We start from the raw sequence: 15,527 nt of genomic DNA, 5'->3' as shown, positions 1-15,527 counted from the left end.
AAGCTAAGCACGGGTAAGGTATTTCTGCACAAACGATGAACCGATTCAGCGCAAGAATATCATTACGGCATCAGCCTGTCTTGGCCGGAGCCACGAGCCGCCCGCCCGGGAAAACCTCGACGCTGTACGACACCTGCCGCAATCAATGCGTCACAACGACGCTGGCCGCCCCTCATTCACAGCGGCAAATGCGCCTTCGCCAAGAGGCGACCTTGATGCATGATGGCACCGCGCCACAACACCACCTTCACCCATTTACTGCAAAGGACGGCCATGCAAGGTATCGACAGTGTTGCAACAGAGTTCCGCGCGTTCCTGAAGTCCTGGGAACAGGAGCGCCCGCACCTTCCCTCGGCCCTCAGCGTGCTCGGCAATGGTTTCGAGGGCTGGCTGAAGTTCGAATTCTATTTCTGGCTGATCCAGCACCGGGGGTTGGCCGGGCCACGCGACGGCTGGCTCGGCGACGTGGGCGTGGAATACAAGGTCGCCCTGGACCAGCGCTGGTCCGACATGGACATTCACCATAAGCAATGTGACCTGTGGATCCGCGACGCAGACAAGCAGCGCTTCCACTTCATCGAACTCAAGGCGCCCTTTGCCAACGCCAACCAAGGCAAGTTGTTCATCTCGGCATCGGACGACTACTGGTACATGACACGCCTGAAGGCCAAGGAAGAAAAGGTCGCCAGCGGCAGCGTGATCATCTTCGGCGTCGGCTTCACAGAGGATAAATGGACAAAGCATCTGGAGGCGGTCGTGGAATACACCGGCTGGGTCGAACACGCCTCCCGCGATATTGGCGAAGTACCCGGGGTCGAGAACCTGCGCTGGGCCGTGCTGACCATGCACTACCCCAGCTAGCTGCAATCCGTCCTTCGATCGTTCAGGCAAATTGGATAGGATGCTGCGCTGCAACGCCGGGAAAGCACCCGGCGCCGCGCCCCCAAGAACAACAAGGAACAACCATGCACCCGACCTCACTGCAAGACACCACCGCCCCCGAAGGCGTGTGCTTCGGCTGCGGCAGCAGCAACCATCACGGCCTGCACATCAAGAGCCACTGGCACGAGGACGGTGTGCACGTGGTGGCCGAGCACCTGCCCGACGCCAAGTACTGCGGCTGGCCGGACCTGGTCTACGGCGGCCTGATCGCCATGCTGGTGGACTGCCACTCCAACTGGACCGCCATGGCCTACCACTACCGCAACGAACAGCGCGAGCCCGGCAGCCTGCCACGCATCGACTGCGTCACCGGCAACCTGGGCATCAAGTTCATCAAGCCCACCCCCATGGGCGTGCCCCTGACCCTGCGCGCCAGGGTCGAGGGTGAAGTGGGCCGCAAGAGCCAGGTGATCTGCGAGGTATATGCCGGCGATGTGCTGACCGCCATTGGCGATTCGGTCTTCGTGCGGGTCGATACCAGCCAGCTGGCCGCCGCTGCGCATGGTCGTGAAAGCTGACTGGACAGCAGTCCCGCACCTGAGATCGGCAGGCGTGTCCAGCCACTCCTGCCCTTCCATAGCGCCATGATCGGCGAGGACTTCAGCGCTCACATGCAACGATTGCGGTCCTCCGGCGCGCCCCTGTACTATTGAGAACGATTCACACTCACATCTCGGCAGGCAACGGTGCATTCATCTTCGAGCAACAAGCTGGGCTTCTTTTTCAGCGACCATCACCGTTGGCTGCTGCAGCATATTCACAAGCGCCTGGGCAACCGCGCCGACGCCGAAGACACCGCCGCCGACACTTTCTGCCAGTTGCTCGCGGCCGAGGTCGACCCGGACAGCATCGAGCAGCCACGGGCCTACTTGTCCACCATTGCCAGGCGTTTGATGTTCGATCGCCATCGCCGGCGCCAGCTGGAACAGGCCTACCTGCAACGCTTGTCGGCCCTGCCGGAACTGCTGGCCCCCTCCCCCGAAGAACAGTTGCTGCTGGTCGAGGCCCTAGTGGCCATCGACCGAGCGCTGGACGGCCTGCCGCTGATCGTCAAGACCGCGTTTCTCTACAGCCAGCTCGATGGCCTGAGCTACGTGGCCATCGCCCGCAAGCTGGAGTTGTCCGAACGCACCGTCAGCCGCTACATGAAGCAGGCCCTGCGCCAGTGCTACCTGAGTGAGCTGGCCCTGTGAGCCGGCAACCCCTGGACCCGCTGACCGAGCAGGCCATCGACTGGATGGTGCGGCTTCGCGCCGGCGACCCGGACCCGCGCCTGGAGCAGGCCCTGGCCGCCTGGCTGGCCAGCGACCCAGCCCACGCCCAGGCCTGGAATCACCTGCAAGAACGGCTTGGCACATCATTCAATACCTTGCGTGCTCTCGATCGACGCCTGCCCGGGCAGGCTGGCGAAGCCCGACAACTGCTGCTCGGCCCCCACCGCTCACGACGCCAACTGTTGCGCGGCCTGGCCGGCCTCGGCCTGCTGGGCGGCGGCCTGTGGCTGGGGGCCCAGACTCGGTATGGCGAAACCCTGCTGGCGGATGTCAGTACCGGCCGCGGCCAGCGCCGGGACTTCACCCTGGCCGATGGCAGCCGCCTGAGCCTGAACGCCGACAGCGCCGTGGACCTGCGCTTCGACGACCAGCAACGACTGGTGATCCTGCGCCATGGCGAGTTGCTGATCCAGGTGGCCGCCGACCCGCGGCGACCACTGCGAGTGCGCAGCGCCCAGGGCCAGGTCCAGGCCTTGGGCACCCGTTTCCTGGTGAGCCAGGAAGCCGCTGCCACCCGGGTTGTCGTGCTGGAGCACTCGGTGCGGCTGCGCCTGTTGACCGGCGATGAACGCGATCTGCAACAGGGCCAGGCCGCCCTGCTGCACCCCGAACGTATCGAGCTGCTGGATCAGGACCAGCGGTATCGCGGCGATTGGCTCAACGGTCGCCTCAACGTACTGGATGACTCCCTGGAGCAGGTGATCGCCGCCCTGCGCCCTTACTGCCGGGGCTACGTGCGGGTAGCCCCCTCGGTCGGTCATCTCCGGGTGCAGGGCGTGTTCCCTCTGGATCAGCCGGAACGAGCCCTCAGCGCCCTGGCGGAGACCCTGCCGATCAGGATCGATCGCTACAGCCCCTGGCTCACACTGATCCGCCCCCGCAACCAAGAATGAATATTTTTTGAAAATCACTCTTATTTGTGTCCGGTTTTCATTTCTTGTCCCACCTATCTCCTGACACGCCAACACAATCAGGAGAATTCCGTGCGCAACCCTTGGTTCCATGTCCTTCCCGCTGCCTTCGCCGTGGCTGCCCTGAACAGCCAGGCCCAGGAGCAGCTCCAGTCGTTCAACTTGCCGGCGGCCCCCCTGGCCGTGACGCTCAACGCCATCGCTGGCCAGAGCGGCGCCGTGCTGGCCCTGGAACCGGCGCTGGTACAAGGCAAGCAAGCCCCGGCGGTGATTGGCCGGATGACTGCGCTGCAGGCCATGCACAGCGCGCTGGTCGGCAGCGGCCTGCAATTGAAGCTCACCGTCAGCGGCCACTACAGCGTCGAGCCTCTCCCGGCCGACGGAGCCTCCGTGCAACTGGGCACGACCAGCATCATCGAGAGCGGGCTCGACACCACCACTGAAGGCTCCGGCTCCTACGCTGCACGTGCAGTGACCATCGGCAAGGGCACCCACAGCCTGCGGGAGATTCCCCAATCGATCACGGTCATGACCCGCAAGCAGATGGATGATCAGGGCCTGACCGACCTCAAGGCCGCCGCCAACCAGACCACCGGCCTGGTGGGGGTGCAAGGGGTGGGCAAGGGCATGATCCTCTCCTCCCGCGGTTTCCAGATCGACGATTGGCAATACGATGGCGTGCCGATCCCGCGCAACACCTACTCCCTGGGCAACTGGGCGACCCAGGACCTGATCTTCTTCGACCGCCTGGAAGTGCTGCGCGGTGCCTCGGGGCTGCTGCAGGGCACCGGCAGCCCGGGGGGCGCGATCAACCTGGTGCGCAAGCGCGGCCAGAACACCCCGACCGTGACCCTGACCGGCAAGGCCGGCTCGTGGGACCACTATGGCCTGCAAATGGACGCCGGCGGCCCACTGAATGCCGCCGGTACGGTACGCGGGCGCGTGGTGGCCGACGAGGACCAGAGCGATTCGTTCATCGACAAGCAATGGAGCAAGACCCACTCGCTGTACGGGTCCCTGGATTTCGATCTGAGCGACGACACCACCCTGGGCCTGGCCGCCAGCCGCTCCGAGGCCGAATCGCGGCCGATGCTCCGCGGCCTGCCGCGCTATGCCGACGGCAGCACGGTGAACCTGCCGCGCTCGACCTACAGCGGCGCGCGCTGGAACCATTCGCAGATCAACGTCACCACGCTCTACGCCGACCTGGAGCACCGTTTCAACCAGGATTGGACCTTCAAGGTCGGTGCCGTGCGCATGAGCGAAAGCAACGACTCGATCCAGCAACGCATCCAGACCACCCTTGAGGGCGTAAACCCCGACGGCAGCGGCCTGCAGTACGCCGACTGGGTCACCGATTTCGACAACACCAAGATCGGCCTCGACATGAACCTCACCGGGCGCTTCGAGGGCCTGTCCATGGAGCAGGAAATCACCCTGGGCGGCAACTACTCGAAACTGACCACTGACGATGTCTTCGCCCGCACCTTCAACAATGGCGGCAACATCTTCGCCATCGACCACGATCGGCCGAAGATCAGCTATGACAGCCTACTCAATACTCCCGGCGGACGCGGCACCCACAGCAGCTACGATGTCCGCCAGAAAGGCCTGTATGGCAGTTGGCGGATCAAGCCCTTGGATGACCTGACCCTGGTGCTGGGTTCCCGGGTCAGCTGGTATGACTACCGCTACGAAGCCACCAACTACCAGGCCATCAGCCACAAGGGCACTGCGGACGATCCGTCCACCATGACCGACAGCGGCGAAGTCACGCCCTACGCCGGCATCGTCTACGACCTGAGTCGCGAATGGTCGGTGTATGCCAGCTACACCGATGTGTTCGAGCCGCAGACAGCACGCACCGCCAGCGGCTCGGTGCTGCAACCGGTGATTGGCAGCAACTATGAAGTCGGCCTCAAGGGCGAGCTGCTCGAAGGCCGGGTCAACACCTCCCTGGCACTGTTCCGCTACGACCAGAAGAACCGTGCCGTACAGGACACAGCCTCGGGCTACGCCTGTGACGGCTGGTACTGCTCCACCGCCTCGGGCAAGGTGCGCAGCCAGGGGCTGGAGGCCGAAATCAGCGGCGAAGTGGTGGACCGTCTGCAGCTGTTCGCCGGCTATACCTACAACACCACCACCTTCCTTGAAGATCCGAAGGATCAGGGTCGGACATTCAGCCAATGGACCCCCAAGCACATGCTGCGGGTGTGGAGCGACTACCAGCTGGACGGCGCCTTGAGCCGGGTCAGCACCGGCCTGGGCTTCACCAGCCAGAGCCATACCCTGGGTTACGAACGCAGCTACAAGGTGCCGGGCTACACCGTCTGGAACGCCCGCATCGCCTATCAATTGAACGACGAGGTAAGCCTGGCACTGAACGCCTACAACCTGTTCGACAAGCACTACTACATCTCTGGCTACAACCAGTTGGATGGCAACAACAACTTCGGCGATCCACGCAACTTCATGCTCAGCGTGAAGTACACACCGCAGTTCTGAATCGGCCTTGTCGCAGCGCCCCCAAACGGGCGCTGCAGACAGCGCCGGGCTTTTGTATGATCCGCCCTCGCCCCGCCCCTTCCTGAGGACGTTTCATTTGAGCATGGACATTCAAGACATCCAGCGCAGCCTGGCAAGACCCGCGCTAAAACTCGTCGCTGGCGGCTTTCGCCCCACCCAGGCCATGGATGAAAGCTGGCTGGGCCGAGTCTTTCTGTTTCGCGAAGACGAAGAGTTACCGCGCAACCGCGCCGGTGAAACCCTGCTGCCCTTTGCCCAGCTCTATCTCCCTAGCCTGCCCTTTCACAGCCCGCCGCTGGAAGGCGTGCGGGTGCTGAGCGTGTTTGTCGCCAACCCCTTCCCCGACCCCTTGGAGCCCATGGGCGAACGCTGGATGATCCGCGAATACCGCGACGACGAGGTGCTGGTGCACAAGGAACTGGCGGCTCCCGGAGCCTTCCTCAAACCCATGCCGATCAAAGCCGAAGCCGTGGCCGCGGACTTCCCGCTGTGGGACGGCGGTGGCGTGCCGGAGGACCTGGAGCGGGAAATCCTCGAACTGGAAAACTCCGGGCAGATCGAGTGCTACTACGACCTGGTGAACCATTGCTACCAGCACAAGCTCGGGGGCTACCCCTCGTTCTGCCAGTCGGGAATCGATGTCGGGGACGGCTTCGAATTCGTGATGCAGATTTCCTCCGACGCCAAGATCGGACTCAACGTGGTGCACGGCGGCAGCCTGATGTTCTGGAAACACCCCGCCAGCGGCGAATGGGCGCTGTACTACGACTTCCATTGAGGCGCAGCGGCTAACACCGATTTCATCCACCGGCGGATGAAATGCCCCGGCGCCGGGTGCATCATGGGTGCTGTCCATTTCCCGGGAGACTTGCATGCCCATGCGCTCACTGTTCTTGCCCGCCACAGCCCTGGCCCTGGGCTTGCTGGCGGCCACCGGCGCCGTCGCCGACGACCAGTCGCAACTGATCGAATCGATCAACGCCTACCGCAGCCAGCCGCAACGCTGCGCCAACCAGGCCTCCTCGGAGCTGCCGCCGCTGACCGGCGACCCACGGCTGATCCTGCCGGTGGACAACGTCGGTGACCTGCAGCAGGCCTTGGCCCGGGCGGCCTACCCCATGGTCAACGTGCAGGCCATCAGCCTGTCCGGCCCCCGGGATGCCCAGGCAGCGATGCAGGCGGTACGCGAGAGCTTCTGCCAGGTGGTGCTGGACCCGCAGTTCGTCGATATCGGTGTCAATCGCCAGGCCAACCAGTGGCGCATCGTGCTCGCGCGACCACTGCTGTCCGCGCGCCTGGGGGACTGGCAGGCCGAGGGCCAGCAACTGCTCGCGCAGATCAACAGTGCCCGCGGCCAGCCCCGGCAATGCGGTGGCCAGGATTTTGCCGCCACCGCGCCCCTGGCCTGGAACGCCACCCTGGGCACCACCGCCGAGGAACACAGCCGGGCCATGGCCAACCAGAACTACTTCGACCACAAGGACCACGACGGCCGCACCCCGGGTGACCGCGCGGAACTGGCAGGCTATGCCGGCCAGCAGGTGGGCGAGAATATCGCCGCCGGCCAGGACACGGTGCGCAAGGTGGTGGACGGCTGGCTGGCCAGCCCCGGGCATTGCGCCAACCTGATGAACCCGGCCTACAGCGAGCTGGGCGCGGCCTACGCGGTGGACCCGAAAAGCGATGCCGGCATTTACTGGACCGCGATGTTCGGCGCGCCCTGAGCCCAGTGCCTGGGCGTGGCTGCCACGCCCTGAAGCTGCAACCGGGCCCCCAGGACAACGAAGGAGCGACACTCACTCACCCCGGCCTGCGCGGTGCGCGGCCGGTTGGCCCGCACAACCATCGGTCGGCCGTCCTCACGGTGCGCCCGGGGCTTCTATGCTTGTAGCCCTGCCTTCGGATCATTCGCTCTCCCTCACACAGGAACGCTGATCATGCAAACCTTCGGTTACGCAGCGCAGTCCGCCGGGGTTCCCCTGGCGCCTTTCACCTTCCACCGTCGCGCCCTGCGCGCCAACGATGTGGCGATGGAAATCCTCTATTGCGGGGTCTGCCACTCCGACCTGCACCAGGCGCGCAACGACTGGGGCGCCAGCCGCTACCCCATGGTCCCGGGCCACGAGATCGTCGGCCGGGTCACCGCCGTCGGCCCCGAGGTCAAGCGGTACAAGGTCGGCGACAGCGTCGCCGTCGGCTGCATGGTGGACTCCTGCCAGGTGTGCGACCAGTGCCGCAAGGGCGAAGAACAGATGTGCCGCGAGCACAATACCCAGACCTACAACGGCCTGGACCGCCTCACCCGCGAGGTGACCTACGGCGGCTACTCCAAGCACCTGGTGGTGCGCGAAGAATTCGTCCTGCGGGTGCCCGAGGGCCTGGAGCTGGCCAAGGCCGCGCCGCTGCTGTGCGCCGGCATCACCACCTATTCGCCGCTGCGCACCTGGAATGTCGGGCCCGGCAGCCGGGTCGGGGTCATCGGCCTCGGTGGCCTGGGGCACATGGCGGTCAAGCTGGCGGTGGGCATGGGAGCCAAGGTCACGGTCCTCAGCCGCAGCGCCGACAAGCGCGCCGACGCCCTGGCCCTGGGCGCCGATGCACTGCTGATGTCCAGCGACCCGCAGGCCATGGCCCGCGCCCAGTCGAACTTCGACCTGATCATCGACACCATTCCGGTGCGCCACGACGTCTCGCCCTACATGCCCCTGCTGGACATCGACTGCACCCTGGTGATCGTCGGCCAGGTCGGGCCGATCGACGAACAACTGACCCTGCCCATGCTCCTGGGCCGGCGCCGGCTGGCCGGTTCACCCATCGGCGGCATCGCCCAGACCCAGGAAATGCTCGACTTCTGCGCGCGCAAGAACATCCTCCCGGACTGCGAAATGATCGCCATGCAGGACATCAACCAGGCCTTCGAACGCATGGAACGGGCCGATGTGCGCTACCGCTTCGTGATCGACATGGCGTCCCTGGGCAGCGGCGCCTGAAACCCGGCCTGGCACCAGCAGTGAACGCTCGCAAGTGAATGAAGGGTCGATGACGGCACCCTTGCCTATTGCTTTGCACCGCCGTGTCGATAACCCGTCACACCGCTCCCTCTGGCGCGCCGCTGCCCGCATCCGGGCCGCGACGCACCAGAGGGGGTGACCGACCTTCATTCGATAGCGAGACGATTCAATGGTTATGTTCCTGATCCTGTCAGGGCTTGCACTTACGGTGGCGATGCAGTTCGCGATTTTCTGCGTGGCCCTGAAGAATTCTTTGGGCAATGCCATCCTCAGCCTGTTCATTCCCTTCTATGTGTACGTCTACGCCAGGAAAGACCCACAAGCCCGGCCCTTTCTCTGGGGCTGGTACCTGGGCATAGCGCTGCTGGTCGCGGGGGTTCTGGCCTCGGCCTAGGCACCGCGCCACAGGCTGCCCCCGGCCAGGCACAAAGCAAAAGCCCCGAACATTCGGGGCTTTTTTTCATCAGGCCTGCCTGCAACTCATTTGTTGGCCGCCATCTGCCCCGCTTCGCCCTGGCTCACCAGGGCCTTGAGCGATGCGTCGAACTGCTTCAGGGCATCGACCTGCAACTCGGTCTGCTGGTTGATCTGCGCAGCGATCTCCGGCGCCGCCTTGCCCCGTACCCAGACCGACGGCAGTTCCTTGGCCTGGATCCCGGCTGCCTGGCCGATGTACTGCAGGTTGGCGTCATAGAACTTGGCGATGAAGCGCGCCTCGACCTTGCTGTTGCGCTTGGTCACCAGCTGGTTGTAGGTATCGAGCATCACCACCACATCAGGGTGGGCCTGGACCACCGCGTCAAGGCTGTCATAGACGGTCACCGAACCGAAATGCTTCTGCAGCGAAGCCATCAGCCAGTCGATTGCCCGTTTCGGGTCCGAGCTGTTGACGAAGGCTTGGCTGATGCGCGGATCGAGGCCGGCATTCTTCGCCCCGTTGAGCGCCACCGCATGGTAGTGCTCCAGGTATTGCAGAGTGCTGATGGTGTTTTCGCTGTACAGCACGCCTACCGACTGCGCGTGCTGCAGGTCGGTGCTGCTGTCGGCCATGGGCAGGAAGTGGCAGGAGGCGTCGTCAGTGGCGAGGGTGGCCGCAGAAGCCCCGGTTCCCGCGATCAAAAGCACCACAAGGGTCACTAGAGTCGAGATTCTCATCGGGTGTTTCCTTCTGCAGCAAGCACGGTGTAAGCGCTATCTTCCTCCTTTGCCGGAAAAACGGAACCTGCACTTTTTGATGATAACTATCGATTGCAGCAATGGTTGACAATGGGCACCGATGCGCCTCGGAGGCGGTGGCCTGCGCCGCTCGCGCCCTTCGATAAAGCCGTCAATTTCTGGCATACAGCTCGCCCTGGCCCCGATAGAATCAAGCCCCCTTTTTCTGCAAGACGAGTCCGGACCATGGATGCTCACTCGATACTGACCTACACCCTGGTGGCAGCCATCGCCATCGCCAGCCCCGGCCCCGCTACCCTGGTGGCGCTGCACAACAGCGTGGCCTACGGCGCCAAGTCCACTATCTGGTCATCGTTGGGCAATGTCAGCGGGCTGTTCTGCATGTCTGCCGCGGCCATGCTCGGCCTCGGGGCACTGATCGCCAGTTCCGAATGGATCTTCAACGCGGTGAAGATCATCGGTGCCGGCTACCTGTTCTACCTGGGTGCCAAGCAGCTGTTCAGCAAGAGCCAACTGCTGGGCGAAGCCAGCGCAGACAGCACCAAGGTCGGCAAGCCGCCGCGCCTGAAGCTGTTCAAGTCGGCCTTCCTGACCGCCGCCACCAACCCCAAGGCGACCATCTTCTTCACCGCCCTGTTCCCCCAGTTCATCGACCAGCACGCCGCGCTGCTGCCGCAGTTCTTCATCCTGACCCTGATCTTCATGGCGCTGTCCCTGACCTCCCTCAGCGTCTACGCGGTGCTGGCCTCCCGGGCCAAGGGCGTGCTGACCCGGCCGGCCCTGTCCAAGTGGGTCAACCGGGTGGTGGGTTCCACCTTTATTTTCTTCGGCACCACCATCCTGGCCATGCGCCGGCAAACGGCCTGAGCCCTCAGGCGCGATGCAAATAGACCTGCTCAAGGAATCGCTGCTGGGCCACTGGGAAACCACTGCCGGCGTGCTGCAATGCGAATTGCAGTTCGGCAGCCGCCTGGTCTACGTCCAGCACCCCAGCAACGAACCGCCCCAGCGCCGGCTCGCGACCGCGCAGCAAGGGGTACAGGCCGCCTGGGACGACATCCCCCAGGCCCTGGCCTTTGCCGAGCGCCTGTGCGTGCCCGGCATGCGCAAGGTCTGGCAGCTGTACGCACAAGGCCTGCTGTCGTGCCCGCCACTGGAGGTCTACTCGATTCATTTCGAGATCAACAGCCCTTACCCGTCCTACACCATTTCCCAGAACCCGGGTTTCGACTGGGAGACCAGCCTGACGGTGGAGGACGAGCAGGGACAGGTGCACCGCCTGTCTCTGGCCGAGTACGAACCTGGGGAAGACTTCTGGCTGAGCGTGCGGCGCCTGGGCGCCGGCCAATTCCAGAGCGATACCTGATCAGCCCTTCTTTTTCTGCAAGGCCTTGAGCCGGATGCCGGCCCGCTGCACGGCGGCCATTTTTTCCGGGCGCTTCATGCGCTTCCATTTGCGGATGTCGTCCTTGCTGCGCCCGCAACTCAGGCACAGGTCGCCACTGAGCTGGCACAGGGCGATGCAGGGGTTGTCGATTTCCTTGGCCATGGCTCAACCCCGGCCCGGGCGCAGGCGCTTCAGGCGTTGCGCCCAATCGCCACCATTGATCCGCCGGCATTGCTCTTCGCTGTCGAAGAACACACGGGTTTCCAGGGCGTCGAGGTGAACATCGGCCTCTTCCAGGGCCCGGGCCGTCAGTTCGAGCATCCGCGCGCCCTGCCCGGCCGCCAGGGCCTGCTCCTTGTGGGCCTGGGTGTCGAAAACCCAGACCACCACCAGGCTCGCCGCAAAGGCGGCGTAGTCCACTTCGTGGGTCAGCCAGGAAAAACCGACGATTTCGGCCTTGGCGGCTTCGCAGGCTTCGGTCAGGGTGGCGGCCAGCAGGCGCTCCGTGGCCGCCTGCTGGCGTTTGTTGAATGGCATGACAAGCCTTGAGTCGCAGCTAAAAGGCCGCACACCATACCTCAAGCCACTCGCCCGCGGCGGCGCTTTGCGGCTAGGCTAGTGCGCTCCTGCCCGCTTCAAGGAAGAACGCACATGCAAAAGACCTCCTTCGCGCTGCTCGTGGCAGCGCTCCAGCTCGCCAGTGCCAGCGCCCTGGCGGCCACGCCGCCGGTGGCCGACGCCATCTGGTTCAACGGCCCGATCATCACCATCGATGACCAGCACCCCAAGGCCCAGGCAGTGGCGGTGAAGGACGGCAAGATCCTCGCCGTGGGTGACCGGCAACAGGTACTCAAGAACAAGGGTCCGGCCACGCAGATGCTCGACCTCAAGGGCGCGACCCTGCTACCGGGCTTCGTCGACCCCCACGGCCATGTGTCGATGGTGGGTTTCCAGGCTGCCAGCGCCAACCTGCTGCCGCCACCGGATGGAACCAACAACAGCATCCCCGGGCTCCAGGAAACCCTGCGCAGCTTTGAACAGCAGTCGCCGATCCCCAAGCAGTTCGGCGTGCTGTTCGGCTTTGGCTATGACGATTCCCAGCTGCAGGAACAGCGCCACCCCACCAAGGCCGACCTGGACGCCGTGACCCGCGACCTGCCCATCGCCATCGTCCACCAGTCCTCGCACCTGGGGGTGCTCAACAGCAAGGCGTTGGAACTGGCGGGGATCGACGCGTCGACCCCCAACCCGGAAGGCGGGGTGATCCGCCGCGTCGACGGCAGCCAGGAGCCCAACGGAGTGCTGGAGGAAAACGCCTTCTTCAACGCCCTGATCAAGATCTTCCCCAAGCTCACCGCCGACCAGGCGGTGGACATGCTCAGCGCCGGGCAGAAGCTGTATGTCAGCTATGGCTACACCACGATCCAGGACGGCCGCTCTTCCCCGGACCAGGTCAAGACCGCGATCAAGGCCGCGGGCGATGGCAAGTTGCTGGCGGACATCGTCTCCTACCCGGATATCCTCACCCCCGGCGTCAAGCAACTGATGGTCGCCCCCTGGTATCACCCGAGCAACCAGCCGGTGGTGTACAACCAGCACTTTCGCATCGGTGGGGTCAAGCTGACCCTGGACGGTTCGCCCCAGGGCAAGACGGCCTGGCTGAGCCAGCCCTACTTCAAGCCGCCCCAGGGCCAGGACGCCAGCTATGCCGGCTACGGCGTGGTCAAGGACGCCGACGCCCTGGCCATCTATAAAGAGGCCCTGGCCAACCGCTGGCAGATCCTTTCCCACACCAACGGCGACCGCGCCATCGACCAGTTGCTCGGTTCCATGCGTGCCGCGGAACAGGCCTACCCCGGGGTCGATGTGCGGCCGGTAATGATCCACGGCCAGACCCTGCGCAAGGACCAGGTGGCCGAACTCAAGCAACTGAAGATCTTCCCTTCCCTATTTCCCATGCACACCTACTACTGGGGCGACTGGCATCGCCAGTCGGTGCTGGGGCCCGAACGCGCGGAAAACATCTCGCCGACCCAGTGGGTGCTCCAGGCCGGGATGAAATTCACCACCCACCACGATGCACCGGTGGCCCTGCCGGACTCCATGCGAGTGCTGGCAGCCACGGTCAACCGCACCACCCGCAGCGGCTACGTACTCGGCCCGGACCAGCGGGTGACGCCCTTGCAGGCGCTGAAGGCCATGACCCTGTGGTCGGCCTACCAGCATTTCGAAGAAGACCGCAAAGGCTCCATCACCCCGGGCAAGCTGGCGGATTTCGCGGTGCTCTCGGCCAACCCGCTGACCGTCAAACCCGAGACCCTGAGCGAGATCCAAGTGCTCAAGACCGTCAAGGAAGGCCGGGTGATCTATGAGCGTCCGGTAAAGGTGGCAGGCTTGCCGCCGCCGTTCGGGATGCATGGCGATCCGTCATTGCCGGTGCCCCAGGGCATCAAGGCCGTGGCCCAGGGCGACGGCGACCTGGGCCCGGCCCTGGATGTGATCTACGACCGGCTGGCGCCTGTGCAGCCTTGAAACCCGCTATGGAAAACGCCGCGACGCCCATCCAGGCACCGCGGCGTTTTTTCTGCTCGCGCAAAGGCGCCGGTGGCGAGAGAGCCTGCGTCCGCTAGAGCGCCATGAGGGCCTAGGGGCGGCTACGCCACCCAGCGGGAGCAAGCTCCCTGGCCAGGGTTTGCCTTCACCCACACAGCCACATCAGATCTTGCTGCCCAGCGCAGTCGACAGCACCTGGTCATGCCCGTAGATATCCGGGGCATACAGCAGTTGCCCGTGGCTGTCGGCCTGCACCGTCCAGTAGCTGAGCAGGATCGGCACCGGCTTGGCCAGGCGGAACTCGTGGGTCAGGCCGGTGGCCAACAGCTCGTTGGTGCGCAACCGCTCCGCCGGGCTGAGCAGCCAGTCGCGCAGTTGCAGGGCCTGCTCGACCCGCACGCAGCCGGAGCTGAAGGCCCGCGGCCCCTTGCTGAACAGCGCCTGGCTCGGGGTGTCGTGCAGGTACACCGAGAACGGGTTGGGGAAGCGGATGGCGATGCGCCCCAAGGGGTTGCGCGGGCCGGCGCCCTGGCGCAGGAGGATGTTGCCGGGGCGGTCCCAGTCGATGTCCTCGGCCGCCAGGGGCTGGCCGTTGGCATCCAGCACCTGCAGGTTCTGGCGGTTGAGGAAACCCTGGTCGCGGCGGATTTCCGGCAGCTTGTCTTCCTTGAGGATGGTCGGCGGCACGGTCCAGGTGGGGTTCAGGGTCAGCCGGGTGACCTGGGATTTGAGCAAGGGCGTCTGGCGCTCCGCGCGGCCGACCTGGGTGCGGGTCTGCCAGACCACCGCGTCATGCTGATAGAAGGTCAGCTGGGCAGCGGCGACGTTCACCAGCACCAGGTTCGGCTCGTAATCCTGGGCCAGCCAGCGCAGGCGTTCGAGGTTGATGCGCAGCTGTTCGCGGCGCTCGGCCGGGCTGATGTTCATCTCTTTCAGGGTGCCCGCGCCGACCACACCGTCGGCCTGCAGCGAATGGCCAAGCTGGAAGTTCTTCACCGCGCTGACCAGCTCGCCGCTGTAGGCGTTGTCCGGGTTGACCACCGGGCTTTGCAGGTAGCCGCCGTGGTACAGGCGCAGGGCCAGCTCCGGCACCCGCTTGTCCTGCATGTCCGGGCGCAGCAACGGGCCGCCGGCCACGGCCTGCCACTGGGGCAAGGGTTGCTGGCGCTCATGGGCATAGGCCTGGCGCAGGTTGCGGTATTGCGCGAGGCTGGGGCGCGCCTGCTCGAAGGCCGTGGCGATGTGGGCGATGCCCGGCACGGCAATCGCCAGCAGCGCGCTCTGGCGATCGTCCGGCAGCGGCTGGGCCCGCCACATAGGCTCGAAGCGGCTTTGCGCCAGGCGACCGTAATGCAGGTCCTGCAGGGCTTGCAGGTACTGATGGGTGATATCGATATCGCTGCACAGGCCATCTCCCGCCGGGCTCGCCTGCGGCAGGCGGTAGTGGCCCGGGTCCAGCCCGTCGTCCACCAGTTGCGCCAACTGCGCCTGCAAGCTGGCCAGGCGGCCCGCCACGGACCACACCTGCTGTTCGCCCTGTTGCTGGTAGAAGCCCTGCAACAGCTGCTGGGCCGGGGTATTGAGCCGCGGCGCCAGGGCCGGGCAGGCCACGGCCAGTTGCGTCAGCGCCGTTTGCATCGGGCTCGCCGACAGCTGTGGCAGCTCATCGGCCAGCGCGACCAATGGCGCAGCGAGCAGGCACAGGGTCAAGTAACATGCGGGTTTTTTGAACAACTGCTTTACTCCA

The 15,527-nt window shown here is 64.8% G+C and carries 16 protein-coding genes; 12 read left to right on the top strand and 4 right to left on the bottom strand.

Annotated elements, in window-relative coordinates; genetic code table 11:
* Positions 1-219: 219 nt before the first annotated feature.
* The 9 genes from AC1RMG_RS02295 to AC1RMG_RS02255 all read left to right on the top strand — a co-directional run bounded on the left by AC1RMG_RS02295 (position 220) and on the right by AC1RMG_RS02255 (position 9,058).
* Positions 220-861 carry a hypothetical protein gene (locus AC1RMG_RS02295; RefSeq protein WP_065363734.1) on the top strand — a complete coding sequence of 214 codons (642 nt, stop codon included), beginning with the start codon at positions 220-222 and terminating at the stop codon, positions 859-861.
* A gap of 104 nt (positions 862-965) precedes the next feature.
* Entirely contained in the window at positions 966-1,460 is a 495-nt protein-coding gene (locus AC1RMG_RS02290; RefSeq protein WP_125063169.1) for a PaaI family thioesterase, read from the top strand.
* A 168-nt stretch (positions 1,461-1,628) separates the two neighbouring features.
* Positions 1,629-2,135 (top strand): sigma-70 family RNA polymerase sigma factor, encoded by a 507-nt coding sequence (locus tag AC1RMG_RS02285; RefSeq protein WP_125063168.1) that lies wholly within the window; start codon positions 1,629-1,631, stop codon positions 2,133-2,135.
* Entirely contained in the window at positions 2,132-3,109 is a 978-nt protein-coding gene (locus tag AC1RMG_RS02280) for a FecR family protein (protein WP_125063167.1), read from the top strand. The genes AC1RMG_RS02285 and AC1RMG_RS02280 overlap by 4 nt, the downstream gene beginning before the upstream one ends.
* Before the next feature lie 90 nt (positions 3,110-3,199).
* Positions 3,200-5,632, top strand: a complete 2,433-nt coding sequence (locus AC1RMG_RS02275; protein ID WP_125063166.1) for a TonB-dependent siderophore receptor — start codon at positions 3,200-3,202, stop codon at positions 5,630-5,632.
* A 103-nt stretch (positions 5,633-5,735) separates the two neighbouring features.
* Complete coding sequence (locus AC1RMG_RS02270) at positions 5,736-6,431, top strand: DUF1963 domain-containing protein (RefSeq protein ID WP_125063165.1); 696 nt, start codon at positions 5,736-5,738, stop codon at positions 6,429-6,431.
* A 100-nt stretch (positions 6,432-6,531) separates the two neighbouring features.
* Entirely contained in the window at positions 6,532-7,377 is an 846-nt protein-coding gene (locus AC1RMG_RS02265; RefSeq protein WP_169893752.1) for a CAP domain-containing protein, read from the top strand.
* A 213-nt stretch (positions 7,378-7,590) separates the two neighbouring features.
* Positions 7,591-8,643, top strand: coding sequence for an NAD(P)-dependent alcohol dehydrogenase (locus tag AC1RMG_RS02260; RefSeq protein ID WP_493168181.1), 1,053 nt, complete (start codon positions 7,591-7,593; stop codon positions 8,641-8,643).
* Between the two features lie 196 nt (positions 8,644-8,839).
* Positions 8,840-9,058 (top strand): hypothetical protein, encoded by a 219-nt coding sequence (locus AC1RMG_RS02255; RefSeq protein ID WP_019094443.1) that lies wholly within the window; start codon positions 8,840-8,842, stop codon positions 9,056-9,058.
* Between the two features lie 86 nt (positions 9,059-9,144).
* Here the strand turns inward: AC1RMG_RS02255 and AC1RMG_RS02250 are convergent, their stop codons facing one another.
* The gene (locus AC1RMG_RS02250; RefSeq protein ID WP_015635178.1) at positions 9,145-9,819 is read right to left on the bottom strand and encodes a hypothetical protein; all 675 of its coding nucleotides are present in this window, start codon (positions 9,817-9,819) and stop codon (positions 9,145-9,147) included.
* A 246-nt stretch (positions 9,820-10,065) separates the two neighbouring features.
* Here AC1RMG_RS02250 and AC1RMG_RS02245 point away from each other — a divergent pair, with 246 nt between their 5' ends.
* Positions 10,066-10,707: a LysE family translocator gene (locus tag AC1RMG_RS02245; RefSeq protein WP_368994839.1), complete on the top strand. Its 642-nt coding sequence runs from the start codon at positions 10,066-10,068 to the stop codon at positions 10,705-10,707.
* 13 nt (positions 10,708-10,720) lie between these two features.
* Positions 10,721-11,206 (top strand): hypothetical protein, encoded by a 486-nt coding sequence (locus AC1RMG_RS02240; protein WP_019094446.1) that lies wholly within the window; start codon positions 10,721-10,723, stop codon positions 11,204-11,206.
* Here the strand turns inward: AC1RMG_RS02240 and AC1RMG_RS02235 are convergent, their stop codons facing one another.
* Both AC1RMG_RS02235 and AC1RMG_RS02230 read right to left on the bottom strand, forming a co-directional pair.
* Positions 11,207-11,389, bottom strand: coding sequence for a DUF1289 domain-containing protein (locus AC1RMG_RS02235; RefSeq protein WP_011060713.1), 183 nt, complete (start codon positions 11,387-11,389; stop codon positions 11,207-11,209).
* A gap of 3 nt (positions 11,390-11,392) precedes the next feature.
* Positions 11,393-11,764, bottom strand: coding sequence for a hypothetical protein (locus AC1RMG_RS02230; protein WP_015635176.1), 372 nt, complete (start codon positions 11,762-11,764; stop codon positions 11,393-11,395).
* 114 nt (positions 11,765-11,878) lie between these two features.
* Here AC1RMG_RS02230 and AC1RMG_RS02225 point away from each other — a divergent pair, with 114 nt between their 5' ends.
* Positions 11,879-13,759, top strand: coding sequence for an amidohydrolase (locus AC1RMG_RS02225; RefSeq protein WP_212806227.1), 1,881 nt, complete (start codon positions 11,879-11,881; stop codon positions 13,757-13,759).
* Between the two features lie 183 nt (positions 13,760-13,942).
* Here AC1RMG_RS02225 and AC1RMG_RS02220 read toward each other — a convergent pair whose 3' ends face one another.
* The gene (locus tag AC1RMG_RS02220) at positions 13,943-15,514 is read right to left on the bottom strand and encodes a L,D-transpeptidase family protein (RefSeq protein ID WP_011060710.1); all 1,572 of its coding nucleotides are present in this window, start codon (positions 15,512-15,514) and stop codon (positions 13,943-13,945) included.
* Positions 15,515-15,527 lie beyond the last annotated feature (13 nt).

It is taken from the genome of Pseudomonas sp. GW822-FHT04H02, from assembly GCF_058800645.1.
Note: the sequence above shows the minus strand (reverse complement) of the source record. Positions and strands in the feature narration are given on the sequence as shown.